The organism is Lentzea sp. NPDC003310 (assembly GCF_040610935.1).
GTDB lineage: Bacteria > Actinomycetota > Actinomycetes > Mycobacteriales > Pseudonocardiaceae > Lentzea.
The window spans coordinates 137,985-153,470 of record NZ_JBEXNC010000012.1 but is presented as its reverse complement, the minus strand read 5'-3'; the positions used below and the strand labels follow the sequence as shown (position 1 = coordinate 153,470).

Annotated in this window: 13 protein-coding genes; 3 read left to right on the top strand and 10 right to left on the bottom strand. The window is 70.9% G+C overall.

Going from position 1 to position 15,486, the window contains the following annotated elements; genetic code table 11:
• Positions 1-69 precede the first annotated feature (69 nt).
• From ABZX02_RS25545 to ABZX02_RS25520, 6 genes are all read right to left on the bottom strand, one after another.
• The gene (locus ABZX02_RS25545; protein WP_355301341.1) at positions 70-1,884 is read right to left on the bottom strand and encodes a hypothetical protein; all 1,815 of its coding nucleotides are present in this window, start codon (positions 1,882-1,884) and stop codon (positions 70-72) included.
• A 48-nt stretch (positions 1,885-1,932) separates the two neighbouring features.
• Entirely contained in the window at positions 1,933-2,445 is a 513-nt protein-coding gene (locus ABZX02_RS25540; protein ID WP_355301339.1) for a YbaB/EbfC family nucleoid-associated protein, read from the bottom strand.
• A 52-nt stretch (positions 2,446-2,497) separates the two neighbouring features.
• The gene (locus ABZX02_RS25535; RefSeq protein ID WP_355301337.1) at positions 2,498-3,253 is read right to left on the bottom strand and encodes an ESX secretion-associated protein EspG; all 756 of its coding nucleotides are present in this window, start codon (positions 3,251-3,253) and stop codon (positions 2,498-2,500) included.
• Positions 3,250-4,938 (bottom strand): PPE domain-containing protein, encoded by a 1,689-nt coding sequence (locus tag ABZX02_RS25530; RefSeq protein ID WP_355301335.1) that lies wholly within the window; start codon positions 4,936-4,938, stop codon positions 3,250-3,252. Before ABZX02_RS25530 ends, ABZX02_RS25535 begins: the two co-directional genes overlap by 4 nt.
• A 43-nt stretch (positions 4,939-4,981) precedes the next feature.
• Positions 4,982-5,362, bottom strand: a complete 381-nt coding sequence (locus ABZX02_RS25525; protein WP_355301333.1) for a hypothetical protein — start codon at positions 5,360-5,362, stop codon at positions 4,982-4,984.
• A gap of 424 nt (positions 5,363-5,786) precedes the next feature.
• Positions 5,787-6,548 carry an ESX secretion-associated protein EspG gene (locus tag ABZX02_RS25520; protein ID WP_355301331.1) on the bottom strand — a complete coding sequence of 254 codons (762 nt, stop codon included), beginning with the start codon at positions 6,546-6,548 and terminating at the stop codon, positions 5,787-5,789.
• A 384-nt stretch (positions 6,549-6,932) separates the two neighbouring features.
• Here ABZX02_RS25520 and ABZX02_RS25515 point away from each other — a divergent pair, with 384 nt between their 5' ends.
• Both ABZX02_RS25515 and ABZX02_RS25510 read left to right on the top strand, forming a co-directional pair.
• The gene (locus ABZX02_RS25515; protein WP_355301329.1) at positions 6,933-8,510 is read left to right on the top strand and encodes an MFS transporter; all 1,578 of its coding nucleotides are present in this window, start codon (positions 6,933-6,935) and stop codon (positions 8,508-8,510) included.
• Positions 8,511-8,677: 167 nt separating this feature from the next.
• Positions 8,678-10,021 (top strand): collagenase, encoded by a 1,344-nt coding sequence (locus tag ABZX02_RS25510; RefSeq protein ID WP_355301327.1) that lies wholly within the window; start codon positions 8,678-8,680, stop codon positions 10,019-10,021.
• Positions 10,022-10,052: 31 nt separating this feature from the next.
• On the opposite strand, the gene ABZX02_RS25505 is transcribed toward ABZX02_RS25510, so the two are convergent.
• The 3 genes from ABZX02_RS25505 to ABZX02_RS25495 are packed head-to-tail and all read right to left on the bottom strand — an operon-like array spanning position 10,053 to position 12,434.
• On the bottom strand, positions 10,053-10,997 hold the full coding sequence (locus tag ABZX02_RS25505) for a LysR family transcriptional regulator (RefSeq protein WP_355301325.1): 945 nt from the start codon (positions 10,995-10,997) through the stop codon (positions 10,053-10,055).
• A 21-nt stretch (positions 10,998-11,018) separates the two neighbouring features.
• The gene (locus tag ABZX02_RS25500; protein ID WP_355301323.1) at positions 11,019-11,912 is read right to left on the bottom strand and encodes a hypothetical protein; all 894 of its coding nucleotides are present in this window, start codon (positions 11,910-11,912) and stop codon (positions 11,019-11,021) included.
• 3 nt (positions 11,913-11,915) lie between these two features.
• Entirely contained in the window at positions 11,916-12,434 is a 519-nt protein-coding gene (locus tag ABZX02_RS25495; RefSeq protein WP_355301321.1) for a hypothetical protein, read from the bottom strand.
• 153 nt (positions 12,435-12,587) lie between these two features.
• Between ABZX02_RS25495 and ABZX02_RS25490 the strand changes: the two genes are divergently transcribed.
• On the top strand, positions 12,588-13,985 hold the full coding sequence (locus tag ABZX02_RS25490) for an aminopeptidase P family protein (protein ID WP_355301320.1): 1,398 nt from the start codon (positions 12,588-12,590) through the stop codon (positions 13,983-13,985).
• On the opposite strand, the gene glpK is transcribed toward ABZX02_RS25490, so the two are convergent.
• The gene (glpK, locus tag ABZX02_RS25485; protein ID WP_355301594.1) at positions 13,982-15,475 is read right to left on the bottom strand and encodes a glycerol kinase GlpK; all 1,494 of its coding nucleotides are present in this window, start codon (positions 15,473-15,475) and stop codon (positions 13,982-13,984) included. The two genes, ABZX02_RS25490 and glpK, sit on opposite strands and share 4 nt — an antisense overlap.
• Positions 15,476-15,486 lie beyond the last annotated feature (11 nt).

Genomic DNA, 15,486 nt, shown 5'->3' with positions numbered 1-15,486 from the left:
GAGCGGCGATTCTCCAGAACTGCGTCAGAACGAGGCGGGATCACGAGGATCCCGGCTGTTGGCTGGGACTTACTCTGTCGGCCGGACGGAACGCTCGTGCGCGATGGTCGGCCGCAGAGGCTCGGCCGCCGCACCGCCGACCGCCTCGTACCCGACGGACGACTCGGTCGCCATGAGCGGGTTGACGGCGTCGTAGGTGGGCTCCGCGGCACGCACGTACGCCTCACGCGGCTGCGACGGCTCCATCGCGTCGTAGGCGTGCGACATCTGCGTGCGCGCGAGAGGCTCGTAACCACCCGAGGCCTGCAACGGCTCGGACGGCGTCTCCGGGCTGATGTACATCTCGCGCGCCTGCATCGGCTGCGCCGCCTCGAAGGACGACCCGCCACCCGACGTCATGCTCACGCCCGACGCCATCGTGGAGTCGGACGCCTCTCCGCGCGAGAACGCCACCGGAGCCTGGAGCGCTTCGGCCCGTTGGAACGCCATCGGGGCCTGGACCGCCTCGGCCCGCTGCATCGGCTGCAGCGGCTCCGCGGCCTCGGCGCGCGAGAACGCCACGGGGGCCTGCAGGGCCTCGGCCCGCTGGAACGCCATGGGGGCCTGGACCGCTTCGGCGCGCTGCATCGGCTGCAGCGGCTCCGCGGCCACCATCGCCGTGCGCTGCAACGGCTGCATGGGCTCGGTCGCGTGCACGGCCATCCGTGCCTGCATGGGCTCGCCGGCGTCCATCGCCTTCAAAGCGTGCATCGGCTGGGCCTGCACGGGCGCGTCCATCGCCTTCAGCGCGTGCATCGGCTCCGCCTGCACCGGCGCGTCCATCGCCCTGACCGCCTGCATCCGCGTGGCCTGCACCGGCTCTGCGTCCATCAGGCGTGCCGCGTTCGGCAGGGTCGCCTGCGCGGTGCCCTCTGCCTGGACGGTGCCCACGCGGGCGTTCGCGAGCGTCGCGGTCGCGGTCGCCGTGCCGGTCGTGTCCGCCGCGGTCTTGCCGTCGGTCGCACCGGGAGGCGTGTTGCCGGTACCGCCGCCACCGCCGCGGTTGGCCATGGCCTCGTCGATCTTGTCGTTGACGCCGTCCTGGGCCTTGTAGCCCTCGTAGGTGATCTCGGCGACGTCCGCGGAGTTCTCGAAGCGCTCCCAGCCCTTCGAGACCTTCTTCATGATGTCGTCGAGGTCGCCGATGCGCTTCATCTGACGGCCGAGGGCCGCGACGACGCGGGCCACGCGGGACGCGATGTTCACGCCCAGCGCGACCGCCTTGCCGACGGCGAAGCCGCAGAAGATCGGGATCGAGGCGCCGAACGTCGGGATCATCATCGCGGCGGCGATGAGGGCGCCACCGATCAGCGAACCGATCAGCTGCGCGATCAGGTCGCGGACGATGTCACGCAGCACCGTGACCAGCATGCCCATGATCGCGACGATCTTGGCCTTGGACTCGACGGCGTTCGCGAGGTCCTCGAGCTCGGAGGTCATGCCCTCCATGGACTTCTGGAACATCTCCGAGGACTGGCCCGTCCAGCCGTCGAACTTGGCGAGGCCGCTCTTGTGGTCCTCGGCCAGCACGCGCAGCTCGGCCGCGCGCGCCTTGTTCGCCTCGACGTTGGCCTGGATCTCCTCCGGGTTGCCCATCACCTGGTTCAGGGCGTCCCGCAGGAAGGAGACGTGCTCGATCAGCCAGCCGACACCGGCGCCGATGATGCTGCCGAGCGGGTCGATCGCGAGCATCACGGTCGCCGACGCGGCACCGATCGCGTTGAACGTGATGTCCAGCGCTTTCTCGGTCTCGCTCTCGGCGTCCTTGCTGATGCCGTCGATCAAGCTGCCGTAGGCCTCGATGAACAGCGAGCCCTTGAGCTTGTTCTCCTCGGTGATGTTCATCCCGGGAGGAGACGGGAGTGGGGTTTCCGGCGCGGTCATCGCTGTTCCTTACCAGGGCTGGTTGTCGTCGTCATCGTCGTCGGCCGCACGGGCTCTGCCGCGCACGGGCGGCGGCTGCGGTGCCGCGGCAGGGCGGCTGACCGGCGGCGGCGCCGGAGCGGGCTCCGGCTCTTCGTCGATCTCGTCGTACGCGTCGCTGGCGTCCTCTTCGACCTCGTCGTCCGGGATCGAGTCCGACACCATCTGGTAGGTCTCGGTGCCCTCGCCGAGAGGCTTGAAGAGCTCCAGGACCTGGGTCGCGGCCTGCTTCTGGGCAGCCCGCGCGGTCTCCAGGATCAGTGCGGTGAGCCGGGGGCCGCCCAGCTCGAGCGCGCGGTGTCCCAGCTGCAGGTTCTGCAGGCCGCCGTTGGGACCGACGGTGACCGTCACCGCGCCGTCCTTGGACACCACCGTGGCGCCCGCCGACGCGAAGCTCTCGGTGAGGTTCTCCGACTTCTGCTTCAGGTCGGCCAGCTTGGCCTCGTACTCCTCGACCCACTGGTACGGGTTCGCTGATGTCACACGTTCCTCCGGCGGCGGCGGTTCAACTGCGGTACTGCGGCAACGCGTCAGTTCACGCGAGCACAGCGTCGATGCGGGTGGCGATGCGGTCGTTGTCGGTCGGCGAGACGCTCATCCAGCCGTCCGAGTTGACCATCAGGTAACGGCCCTGGTGGGTGTCGAACCAGTTGATCACGACACCGGACCGCTGCCGGTCCTGCGTGACGCCGAACTGGCCACCCGCGACGCGGTTAGACGCGAGCTCCTCGAACTGCTTCGCGTCCTGCGCGGACAGACCGGCCTGCTCCAGGGCCTCCCGGTCGTCCACGCCGCCCTCGCCGAACAGGTCGCTCGGGTCGGCGGCGCCTTCGGCCTCCTGGATCGCCACGGCGTCCTGGAGGGACTGGACCCGCACGTTCACCGCCGTGCCCGGTCCGGGCACGGCGTCGGGCAGGACCTTCACGATCTCGCGGGCGATCCCGGTCTCCCGGATGCCCAGCAGGCCGACCCGGTCGCCGTCGATGATCGCCAGCGCGGCGCGCTCGCCGTTCGAGACGGCGAGCGCGCGCACGGTGCGGTCGAGACCGGCCACGGCGTCCACGGAGACCTTGTGGTCGTCGAGCAGCCGCAGGTAGTCCTCGAGACGCTGGTTGTCGACGAGCCCGCGCGAGCGCAGGTCGTCCATCGTCTCGGTGACCAGCACGCGGCGTTCCTGCTCCGTCGCGCCCTCGCTCGGCACGTCCAGCGGGTACGGCACGCTGCCGAGCCGCAGGTCGTTCCACAGCACGTCGAACTCGCGCGGCGAGAGCAGGAACTCGGGCGTGATCACGACGACTCGGTCCCCTTCTGCTTCTTGACCTTCGCGGCGCCGATCACCGACGGGGGCAGGTTCTCACCGGGGACCTCGAACAGGTCGCCGCCCATGATGTAGCTGGCGGAACGGTGTTCCTTGTCCTCCTCGCCGCGGCCACCGGCACCGGGAGCGCCACCCATCGGCGCGCCCGCGCCCATGCCGGCGGCACCGGCCGCGGCCGCGCCACCGGGACCCATGGCCATCGGCATGCCGCCGCGACCCTGGACGCCCGCCGCGCCACCGGCCTGCATGTTCGCGCCACCGGCACCCGCGGTACCACCCGCGCCGCCGCCGAAGGCACCACCGCCACCACCGCCGCCGCCACCGGCACCCATCTGCGGGGTGTACGGCATGGGGCCGCCCTTCATGCCCGCGCCGCCACCGGCACCGCCACCACCGGCGCCACCACCGGCACCGCCGCCCGCGCCGCCGGGACCGTTGTAACCGGGCGCCGTCGGCGAGTAGGGCGCGGGACCGCCCTTGATGTTCTGCGGGGTGTAGCCGGGGTTCTGCGGGTTGTAGTTCGGGTTCGCGACGTCGCGGCCGACGACCGGGACCTTCGGGATGTTCTGGTTCTGCCCGGTGGTGTTCTTGCCGCCGGTGCCCATCTGCGGCGTGTAGCCGCCGGGACCCATCTGCGGGGTGTAGCTGCTGCCGCCACCACCGCTGCCCGAGGTGTAGGTGCTGCCCGTGTTGGCCGCCGGGTTGTAGCCCGGCGCGGTCGGCGTGTAGGCCGCCGCGGTGTTCGTGCTGGTGTTGCCGGTCATCTGCGGGGTGTAGGAGCCACCCGCGCCACCACCGGCACCGCCCGCGGCGGGGTTGTAGCCGGGTGCGGAGGGGGAGTAGGCCGCCGCGGCGGGCTGACCCGCACCGCCGCCCGCGTTGGTGCCCACCCCGGCGACGGCGGCGCCACCCGCGCCGGCCGCACCGGCTCCGGTACCCGTCTGCTGGGTGCCGGGAGGGGCCGCCACCGTGCCCGCGCTCGCCGCCTGCGTGGACATGAGGCCGTCCACCCCGTTGTTGAGCGCGACAGCACCGTCGCGCGCCATCGCCATCACCGGCTCCTCGACCTTGCCGGTGTTCGGGTTGAACGGCGGCTTGAAGGCGGGAGTCGTCGAGTCGATCTGCCGGGAGTTGTTCTCCATGTCGGTCATCACGGTGACCGCCTGGTCGTGCGCGGCGCGCGACGCGGCGTTGGCGATCGCGATGTCGGCGGAGGCCAGCACGAAGGCGGGCGTGCCCGGCTGGGACAGCGCGGCGGCCGCCTTGTTCCAGTCGAACTGGATCGGCTGGGGCATCTGGGCCCGGGCGGTCTCCATGACGCGGCCCTGGTCGGCGACCTTGCCGCCGACCTCGACGGCCGTCTTCGCGGTCTCGTCGACCCAGTCCCCGAGCTTCTTCATCGCGGCACGGGCGGCCTCGGCGGCGTCACCGGTCCACTTCGACTCGGACGAGGTGATGACCGAGTTGATGGTCTTCGACGCCTCGGTGAGCTCGGTGCCGTACTTGCTCCAGTCGGAGCTGATCTGGCCGGCTGCACCGGGGTCGTTGTTGTTGTGCACCGAGGCGTAGAGCTCTTGGTGCGATCGCGAAGCCCAGTTCTGCGGGTCCGTGAGGACCGGCACGTTCTCGACTTCGCTCGGGTCGGTCTCGGGGGGCATGACCGGCTCGCCTCTCACGTCGTTGGATCAGCTGGCCACAAGATCAGCTGTTACCCATGTGCTTCTTCAGTTCGGCCTGCTGGTCCTCGTCGAGCCGCTGGAAGTTCCCGATCGCCTCGACGATCGAGTTCTTCGTCTGCTCGAGGACGGTGCGATACGCGGTCATGACGCTGACGAACGAGTACTGCTCACCCTCGGCGCGATGGGTGAACTTGTCGCGCATCTTGTCGCCGACGGGGTTCGCACCGAGCGGCGCCGGGCGGGCGATGCTCGAAGTGGCGCGTTCGATCCAGGAGTCGACCTGGTCGATCTGGGCCTGGAACTGCTTGCGGAGTTCCTCGCCCGCGTCCGGGTCGATCTGCACCTGACCCGACTTGACGGTGTCGCCGAGTGGGACAGCGTCTTTGTCACCGACGATGTACATGCGGGCAGTATCGGGGGTCTTTTCGCGCATCGCGCGCTTTGAGACGCGCGAGTTACCAATTGAGACCTGTGTTCACAATGCGTTGGCACTGACCGAAACGGGCCACTACCAGGTGAACGTGATGTAACGACGTGATCGTTTGCCCAGGTTGTGGGAGCGCTCTCGGGGTACTGCCCGCTCGGGCTCCCGATCTCTGTTCACATCCCTGGAACAGCCCTTGACTACGGGTCACTGTGACCCAAATCACAGGCAGTCTTATCCGGGATTTAGGGCTCTCTTGAGGTCCGTCACCGACTGGTTCGGCGTTCACCGGATCGGCTGAATCGGTCGACGGTCCGACGAGAACACGGGCGCACTCCGGAGAGTACGCCCGTGTTGCCCGATTTGGATCATTGTTGTGCTGTGCGCCGCACCGCGTTCACCTTCAGGCGAGCACCGAGGCGATGCGCGTGGCGATGCGGTCGTTGTCGGTCGGCGACAGGCTGAGCCAGCCGTCGGAGCGCACCATGAGGTACCGGCCCTGGTGGGTGTCGAACCAGTTGATCACCACGTCGGCGCGGTGCCGTCCGTGCGTGACGCCGAACTGGCCGCCCGCGACCCGGTTCTGCGCCAGCTCGTCCATCTGCCGCGCGTCCTGCGCGGACAGGCCGGCCTTCAGCAGCGCCTCGCGGTCGTCGAGCTCCTCGTCGGCCGCGCCCCACGGGTCCTCGGACTCCTCCTCCTGCTCGGCCTCCTGCAGCGCGACGGCCTGCTGCAGCGTCTCCAGGCGCACGGACAGCGCGCTGCCGGGGCCTGCCACGCCCTCGGGCAACACCCGCACGATCTCGCGGGCGAGCGCGGTGGCCCTGATCTGCGACAGGCCGACCTGCTCGCCGTCGATCACGGCGAGCACGGCCTCGTCCCCGGAGGCCGCGGCGAGTGCCCGCACGGTCCGGTCGAGGCCGGCGACGGCGTCCACAGAGACCTCGTGGTCGCCGAGCACGCGGAACAGGTCCTCCAGGCGCAGGTCGTCGGCGAGGCCGCGGCGCCGCAGCTCGGCGATCGTCTTGTCCTGCAAGGCTTTGACGTCTCGCTCGGTCGCTCCTTCGCTGGGCACGTCGAGCGGGTACGGCATTCTGCCGAGCCGCAGCGTCTGCCACAGCACCTCGAACTCGCGGGTCGACAGCAAGTACTCGGGCGTGATCACGAGTGCTCGGAACCTTTCTGCTGGGCCTGCCTTTGCGCGCAGTATCGAGCAGAATTCGGGCAACCGTTCACCATTGAGCGAATACGTACCCGGTTGAGACGAATGTTCACAATCTGTCGCGTACCCCGGAATCGGGCAGCATCCGGGCACGCCCCGATGGGGAGAACGCTTGTTTCCGCAGGAACCGGGAACGCTTTGAAGACGTGAACAGGGCGAACGCGCCGCGCCCGTTCACACGCCGCCAGGTGGGCGGTCCTCGCGCTGAGTGTGACTCAAATCACTCACGGCTAGATTGGGTGGTGTGATCGATAGCTTCAGTGTCGATCGAAATGAGCTGCTCCGCCGTGCTCGGCGCACGGCACCCGCAGGTGTGAGGATCAGGCGGTGACCGTCTCCCCGTGGGCGCCCCTGCGCCGCAGCGCGTTCCGCGCGTTGTGGCTCGCCCAGTTCGTCTCCAACATCGGTACGTGGGCGCAGACCGTCGGTGCGCAGTGGCTCATGGGCGACCTCGGCGGCAGCGCGCTGCAGGTGGCGCTCGTCCAGACCGCCACGACGCTGCCGGTGTTCCTGCTGGTGGTGCCCTCGGGGGCGTTGGGTGACATCCTCGACCGCCGCCAGGTGCTGATCGCCGGCCAGGCGCTGATGCTCGCGGGCGCGGGCGGTCTCATGCTGCTCGCGGGCACGGACAGGGCGACGCCCGCGAGCCTGCTCGGCCTGCTCGCGCTGATGGCGATCGGCCAGGCGCTGTCGATGCCGTCGTTCCAGGCCGTCCAGCCGGAGCTCGTGACGCGCGAGGAGATCCCGCAGGCCGCGCTGCTCAACGGCGTCAACATGAACGTCGGCCGCGCCATCGGCCCGGCGCTCGGCGGCCTGCTGATCGCGCTGGCGGGCCCCGAGGCGACGTTCGCGTTCAACACGGTGAGCTTCGTCGGCGTGCTGGTCGTGCTCGCGCGCTGGCGCCGCCCGTCCGACCACCGTCCACTCGGGACGGAGCACATCACGACCGCGATGCGCACCGGCGCCCGGTACGTGGCCAGCTCGCCGCTGTTCCGGCGGGTGCTCACCCGGCTCACGCTGTTCATCGTCTTCGGCAGCGGCCTGTGGGCACTCCTGCCGGCGATCGCCCGCGGCCCGCTGGAGCTCGACGCGAGCGGCTACGGCGTGTTGCTCGGCAGCGTCGGCACGGGAGCGATCGGCGGCGCGTTCGTGGTGCCGAAGCTGTTGCAGCGCATGAGCAAGAACCGGATGGTCCTGCTCGCCACGATCGTCTACGCGGCGGCCACCAGCACCGCCGTGCTGACGCGGAGCTTCCCGCTGGTGATCGTCGCCATGCTGCTCACCGGAGCCTGCTGGATCGCGACGCTGTCGACGTTCAACGCCACCGCCCAGGTCCTGCTGCCGGCGTGGACGCGGGCCCGAGCCCTGGCCTACTACCAGCTGATCCTGATGGGCGGCCAGGCGCTCGGCGCGGTCGTGTGGGGCGCGATCGCCGACGCCTACGACCTGAGGGTCGCCATGATCGCGCCCGCCGCGGCGATGGTCGTGCTGGCCCTGGCCGCGACCAGGTGGCTGCCGCTCAACGACCGCCCGCTCGACGTCAGCCCGGCCACGTACTGGCAGGAACCGCCGGAGATCACCGACACGGACGCGGGCCCCGTCCTGGTGACGGTGGAGTGGTCGGTCGCGCCGGAGAACGAGGACGCGTTCATCGAGGCCATGCAACGGGTCGGCAGGGCCCGGCGGCGCACCGGCGCCACGATGTGGGGCCTCTTCCGCGACACCGAGCAGGTCGAGACGTTCCTGGAGACCTTCACCGTGGCGACCTGGCAGGAGCACCTGCGCCAGCACGTGGAGCGCGGCACCGTGGTGGACCAGCAGAACCAGGAGGCCGCGCGGGCGCTGGCCAAGGGGCCGGCGCAGGTGCGGCACCTGCTGTTCGCGGAGCCGCCGAAACCGGAGTAGCCGGGAAGGCGGTGCCCGGACAGCGGTCACGGGCGGTGGAAAGGCGCGCGGCCCAGCGGGTTCGGGGCCGACGGCGCCCATAGCAGCGCGCTATGGGCGGAAGGGATGATCGCGGAGCAACGGGTGGTGTGACGCTCAGGGCACCTCGACCCTGCGGAGGACACCCGATGAGATCACTCGCCCTGGTGCTCGCGCTGTTAGCCGGGCTGCTCGCACCTCTGACGGCTCAGGCCGAGCCCCGCCCAGGCGCTCCCACGAGCCCGTTGCTGCCACCCGAGATCGCCCGCGAGCTGCACCCCGGCACCCCCGACGCGGCCATCCAGACCGCGGCCGCCGCCGACTACCCGGCCGAACTGCGTGCCCTGACCCGCACCCTGGACACCTACACCAGCGCCGACGACGCTGCCGTGCACGCCGGCATGCTCCTGCTCTACCACGGTCACGCCCACCCGGAGTTCGTCGCGGCCGTGCGCGCCGACACCGAGGTGCTGCGGGCGCTGCGCCGGTTCGTCCTGGCACACCTGGACTTCTTCGGCACCGACCGCCAGTACCTCGTCCACAACGCGACCCGCGAACTCGGCCGTTTCCTGCAGTACGACGACATCGCGCTGTACGCCCGCCCGTACCTCGCGGACCTGGCTTCGCGCGGGGACGTCGTCGGCCGCCTCGCGCCGCTGTGGGTGGGCGTCGCGGAAATGGTCGACTGGTACGACAAGGCGAACTGCCGCCGCTACGGCACGTGCGACTTCCGCGCGAAGATCGACCGCCGCGTGCTCACCGTCCGGCACACCTGCAGCGCGACCCTGAAGATCCGCGCCCAGCAGCTCACCCGGACCCAGCTCCGCCAGACCTGCGCCTCGCTCGCCGGGCAGGACGCGGCATTCCACGCGGTCGTGCGCGACCCCGGACCCGTCGCGGGCGACAACAACACCTCGCTCGAAGTCGTCATCTTCAACACCAGCAACGACTACCGGACGTACGCCGGGGTGCTGTTCGACATCTCCACCAACAACGGCGGCATGTACCTCGAGGGCGATCCGGCGCTGAACCAGGCGCGGTTCGTCGCGCACGAGGCCGACTGGCTGCCCACGTTCGCGATCTGGAACCTCAACCACGAGTACACGCACTACCTCGACGGCCGCTTCGACATGTTCGGGGACTTCGAGGAGAACATGACCACGCCGACCGTGTGGTGGATCGAGGGCTTCGCCGAGCACCTGTCCTACAGCTACCGCAACGAGGTCTACGCCGACGCGATCGCCGAGGCGAGGAGGCAGACCTACGCGCTGAGCACGGTGTTCGACACGACCTACGACCACGACGCCAAGCGGGTCTACAACTGGGGGTACCTGGCGGTCCGGTACCTCGTGGAGAAGCACCCGCAGGACGTGGCGGCGGTGCTGGCGGACTACCGGACCGGCGACTGGGCCGGTGCGCGCGACCACCTCACGCGGGTGATCGGCACCCGCTACGACGCGGACTGGTACGCCTGGCTCGGCACGGTGAACTGACGTCAGCCAGCTGAAGGCGGCGCGCCTCGGCTCACTCCGCCGAGGCGAGGGCCGCGCCCCGTTCTTCCCACCAGGGCCGGAACACCGGGCTTGCCACCGCCTGGTCCGCGTAGGCCCCCAGCACCTCGGTGAACACGCGGCTGGCCTGGGTCCAGGTCAGCCGCTCCCGCCGCCACGCGAACACCAGCCTCATCCGCATCGGCGCCCCCGCGAGCGGCCGCACCGCCACCCCCGGCCCGCCCTGCGACGTCGGCTCCACCAGCTGCACGGCCTTGCCCGCCGCGATCAGCTGGCGGCCGGCGCCGCTCGGCATCTCGAACCGGATCCGCGGCACGAACCCGACCGCGCGGCACGCGGCCCGCAGCGCCGTCAGCGACCCGTCCTCGGCGCCCGGCGGGCCCACCCACGACTCCCCGGCGAGGTCGGCGAGGTCGATCTCCGGTCGTGCCGCGAGCCGGTGACCCGCGGGGACGGCGATGTAGACCGGGACCCACGGCACCACGACCCGTTGTGCGACGCCGCGCGGCAGGCCCAGGTCGCCCTCCTCGTCGACGGCGATCACCGCCGCGTCCAGGTGCCCGTTCGCCAGCGCCAGGGCGAGGCCCGTCGAGGAGGGGTCGACCACCAGCGTGATGTCGTCGAGCACCTCCTCCAGGCGCGTGAACAGCGCCGCGACGCACTCCATGTGCACGGACCCGAACCGGACGGTGCCGCCGCGCCCCGCCGCGTCTGAGCCGAACGCCTCCAGCTCCACCAGCAGCAACCGGGCCCGCTGCAGCATCTGCGCGCCCAGTGGCGTGGGGGCGGCTCCGGAGCGGCCGCGGTCGAAGAGGGTGCCGCCGACCATGCGCTCGACCCGCTGCAGCAGGGTGGTGAGCGAGGGCTGGGAGATGCCGAGCTGCGTGGCCGCCCTGGACAGGCTGCCCGCGTCGCCGATGGCGCAGATCGCCCTCAGGTGCCGGATCTCCAGTTCCATAGGGCGAGGCTATACGGAGTCTCAGCACGTCCGGTCGCGGACGGCGCCGACCGGTGAGAACTCCAGCCGCACGTCCGCCGACCGGGGCAGCACCAGGGCGACGCCGTCCCGGGCGTTCCAGCCCTTCGGCAGCAGGAAGCTCTGGCCGCCCGACTGCAGCACGAGGACCAGGCCGTCGTAGCGGAACCGGTAGGCCGAGTCGGGCGCGGCGCACGGTGTCGCGGTGACGTCCGGCGCCCGGATGCCGAGGTCCTTGGTGCTGAACACGACGGTCTCCGGCATCGTGCGGAGCTTGGTCTCGTACTCGTAGCCCCTGGCCTCGCCGACCGCCGCGGAGTAGTCGTTGACCGCCCAGAACAGCCCGATGCTCGCGAGCACGAACGTCAGCGTCCACTGGACCACCGGCACGACGCCGGTGGCCTGCCTGCCCGACAGCGAGGCGTGCAGGTGTTCCGCCACGGGGAACAGGACCACGCCCAGCGCCACGCACAGCCCCGGCAACCCCGCCACCGCGCGGAACACACCGGGCGCCGCCAGGCCGGTGAGTCCGGTCAGCACGAGCACCAGACCGAGTGCCACCAGCAGCGGCACCGCCCGCCGGGCCACCACACGCCACGTCCTCGGCGCCAGCGCTGCGTGCAGGAAGCGGTAGCCCCACAGCACCGCGAGGCCCGCCACGGCCAGCACCGTCAGCGGCACGAACATGCCGTCCGCGCTGCGGATCAGGTAGTCCGCCGCGGTCAGGCCCAGCACCGAGTAGTGCACGCCGAACCACTCGCAGAAGAAGTACGCGTGCCGGGTGCCGAAGAAGAACAGCAGCGCGGTCAGCACGGTGGTCGGCGCGAGGATGGAACCGAAGACCCGCAACGCCTTCGACGGTGCCTCGTCCTTCGGCCTCGCGGCGGGCGCGCGCACGGCTCAGCCCGCGGAGCAGCGGTCGTTGGTGACCCGGAACGTGATCCTGCCGCCCTCGTGCAGCGGGTCGGGCACCGAGATCCCGCCCGGGACCACGAAGCAGTCGTCGGTGAGGCCACTGGTCGGGTCGACGACCAGCACGTGGCCCACGCACAGCACCTGACCGGGGCACACCTCGGCGATCTGCCCCTGGATCTGACCCCAGCTCTCCGGGAAGAACCGCTCGTCCTGCTGCTCGATCGACCCGCGCAGACTCGCCGGCAGCACCCAGCGGTCCGGGGGTTTCGGCGGGGGCGGGGGAGCGGTGGTCGTGGTGGTGCGCTTCGGCTGCGGCCTCGGCGGCACGGACGTCGTGGTCGTGACCACGGGTGCGACGACGACGGTGCTGGTCGTGGTGCGGACCGCCGTGACAGGGGTGGCCGACGTGGAGGTGTCCACCGGCTGCGGAGCGCGGGGCGGTGGCGGCTGACCGCAGGCAGCGAGTGCGGCGGCCAGGAGACAGGTGAGGGTTCGAGGGTTCATGGCGGTGCCTCCTCACGTAGGAAGAGCGCTGCCGCCGTCTGGTGGATACATCCTCCCCGCTTCCATAGCCTGGAGCTATGGCCAGCTGGGATTGGCGGGACCCGCACGAGTGCGGGAAGGGTGGGACGAAGGACCACTCTGAGAGGACGCGAATTGGCTCGGACACGCCGCGACATGGCGAAACTGGTGGACGCGGACGGATTCCGCACCTACATCCGCGACAACTGGGGTGAGTGGGACAGCGCGATCGACCTGCCGCGCGGCACCGCCGAGGCGGCCGCCGCCCACCGCGCCCGGCTCACCGCCGCCCTGCCGGGCAAGCGGATCGCGCTCGCCGCCGGGCGGGCGCACGTCCGGTCCAACGACACCTTCCACGAGTTCCGAGCCGACAGCGACTTCGTGTGGCTGACCGGCTGCCAGGTCGAGGGCGCCGTGCTGGTGCTCACCGACGCCGACGCGACGCTGTTCGTGCCGGTCCCGAGCGAGGTCCACAGCGTCGACTTCTTCGGCGACGCCGACCGCAGCCCGTTCTGGATCGGCGCCGCCGCCGGCCCGAAGGAGTGGGGCGCGGCGCTCGGCATCACCGCCCGGCCGCTCGAGGACCTGGCGAACGCGCTGCGCGGCCGCCATCCCGAGACGCTCGTCGCCAAGGGCGTCGACCCGCTGCTCGACGCGCTCACCGGCAGCCACAGCGACGAGCTGCGCACCACGCTCGCCGAGCTGCGCCGCATCAAGGACGACTGGGAGATCGACCAGCTCCGCCAGGCCGTCGACGCGTCCGTGAAGGGCTTCGCCGACGTCGCCATGGAGCTCGGCCAGGCCGTGCGCGGCGGGGGAGAGCGCTGGCTGCAGGGCACGTTCGACCGCCGCGCCCGCACCGAGGGCAAGGGGCCCGGCTACACGTCGATCGTCGCCGCCGGGCCGCACGCCCCGGTGCTGCACTGGACCCGCTGCGACGGCCGCGTGAACGACGCCGACCTGCTGCTGCTCGACGCGGGCGTGGAGATGAACTCCCTCTACACCGCAGACGTCACCCGCACGTTCCCGGTGAGCGGTGAGTTCAGCGAGCCGCAGCGCCAGGTGTACGACCTCGTGCTGAAGTCGCACGTCGCCGCGCTCGCCGAAGTCCGGCCGGGCAACGACTACAGCGCCTTCCACCACACCGCCATGCGCGTGCTCGCCGAGGGCCTGCACGACTGGGGCCTGCTGCCGGTCAGCGTCGACAAGGCGCTCGACCCGTCCGGCCAGCACCACCGCCGCTACATCGTCTGCGGCACCGGCCACTTCCTCGGTCTCGACGTGCACGACTGCGCCGACGCCCGCCAGGAGACCTACCAGCAGGGCATCCTCGAACGGGGCATGGCGCTCACCGTCGAACCGGGCCTGTACTTCCACCCGAACGACGAGACGCTGCCGCCCGAGCTGCGCGGCATCGGCGTGCGCATCGAGGACGACCTCGTCGTCACGTCGACCGGCGCCGACGTGCTGTCCGACGCGCTGCCGATCGAGACCGACGACGTCGCCGCCTGGGTGCGCAAGCAGCGTTCCTAAGTGGACGGACTGGAGCGGGCCCACGCGAACGTGAGCTCCACGGCCCGCTTCCAGTTCGCGTACTCGGCCTCGCGGTACCCGGCGTCCATCGCCGGGTTCCACCGCGCGGCCAGGTGCCAGTTCCGGCGCAACCCCTCCAGGTCCGGCCAGTACCCGGCGGCCAGGCCCGCGGCGTACGCGGCTCCCAGCGACACGGTCTCCGCCACCAGCGGCCGTTGCACCGGGATGTCGAGCACGTCGGCGAGGAACTGCATCAGGAGGTGGTCGGCGGTCATCCCGCCGTCCACCTTCAGCACCGGCGTCGGCGCGCCCAGGTCGGCGTTCATCGCGTCGACCACCTCGCGCGTCTGCCAGCCCGTGGCCTCCAGCACGGCCCGCGCCAGGTGGCCCTTGTTGATGTACGACGTCAGCCCGACGACCAGCCCGCGCGCCTGCGCGAGCCAGTGCGGCGCGAAGAGCCCGGAGAACGCGGGCACGATGTAGCAGCCGCCGTTGTCCTTCACGGTGCGCGCCAGCGTCTCGATCTCCGGCGCGCTGTGGATCAGCCCGAGGTTGTCGCGGAACCACTGCACGAGCGACCCGGCCACCGCGATCGAGCCCTCCAGCGCGTACGCCGGTTCGCCGCCGATCTGGTAGCCGATCGTCGTCAGCAGCCCGTGCTTCGACCGCACCAGCTCGGTGCCGGTGTTCATCAGCAGGAAGCCGCCGGTGCCGTACGTGCCCTTGATCGACCCCTTCTCGAAGCAGGTCTGCCCGAACAGCGCCGCGTGCTGGTCGCCCAGCGCCGCCGTGATCGAGATGCCCGGCACCACGCGCGTCGTCACGCCGCTGATCTCCGTGGACGGGCGGATCTCCGGCAGCATCGACGACGGCACGCCGAAGAACTCCAGCAGCATCGGATCCCATTGCCGCGTCGAGAGGTTCATCAGCATGGTCCGCGACGCGTTGGTCACGTCGGTGACGTGCAGGCCGCCGTTGACGCCGCCGGTGAGGTTCCAGATCAGCCAGGTGTCCATGGTGCCGAACAGCACGTCGCCGCGGTCGGCCTTGGCGCGCAGCCCGGGGGTGTGGTCGAGCATCCAGCGCAGCGACGGCGCCGAGAAGTAGGTCGCGAGCGGCAGGCCGCAGCGGTCGCGGACCTCCTCGAGGCCGGGCTTCTTCCCCAGCTCCGCAACGAGTTCCTCGGTCCGGATGTCCTCCCAGACGATCGCCCGCGCGATCGGGACACCCGTGTGCCGGTCCCACAGCACGAACGTCTCGCGCTGGTTCGTGATGCCCATCGCGACGACCTGCTCGGCCGTGATCCCCGCCTGCCGCAACGCCTGCGGCACGATCCGGTCGACGTTGCGCCAGATCTCCACGGCGTCCTGCTCCACCCAGCCCGGCCGCGGGTGGTACTGCCGGTGCTCGCGCTGCGCGACCGCGACGAGGCGGGCGTTCTGGTCGAACACGATGCAGCGCGTCGACGTCGTGCCCTGGTCGATCGCCATTACGAACCGTT